The organism is Vibrio sp. 1078-1 (assembly GCF_033340475.1).
On the sequence record NZ_JAWOWM010000555.1, the window covers coordinates 1 to 609 of the forward strand.

Annotated in this window: 1 protein-coding gene; it reads right to left on the reverse strand. The window is 45.6% G+C overall.

Features of this window, described 5'->3' with window-relative positions:
- A partial coding sequence (locus R7190_RS28755) for an SgrR family transcriptional regulator (protein ID WP_318138047.1) occupies window positions 1-474 on the reverse strand: 474 nt, incomplete at its 3' end.
- Between the last annotated feature and the right edge of the window lie 135 nt (window positions 475-609).

Here is a 609-nt window from a genome sequence, read left to right on the forward strand (position 1 = left end):
ACTTGATACCAAACAGCAATAAATTTGGCGTAGCAAAAAGCGCTCACTGCTTCGCTGCAATTGATGAGGAACAACACGCTCGAACATGCGTTTGTAGGTCAGCTGAATATTGAGCCGCCCCTCTTTTACCGATGCGCCCGACGTTGTTTTGAGGAGTCGCCCAAATGCAGCTTCATCTTCATCCAGAATCGACAGCGCTTTCTCGTACTTACCAAGCTTGATCCGCTCTAGTGCAAGGCTTTCTTTTAGCGCGCTGAGTTCAACGTTTAACAACAATGTTGAACGTTGGTTCCGTCCTGGTTTTGGTCGCCAACTTAACCACGCTATCTCTTGCATCTGCGCCAGCAAACTGCGCGCATGACGAGGCGAAGTAAACAACAAATCGGCGATTTCTTGCAGCGTAGTTTTTGCTTCATTACCAACACCAAAAGAGAGCAAGCGTTGGTAATAACGAAATAAGTTGAGATCAGACACCGCACGCACCTTAACTCTAGGAGGCCATTCAATAGGCGTATTTTACTGAACTTGGCGGCAATAAAATAAGAAAACTTCCAAACACTTTGTTCCCCTTTTACTAACATTTCGTGCCTATATTGTAGGAAAACCCCA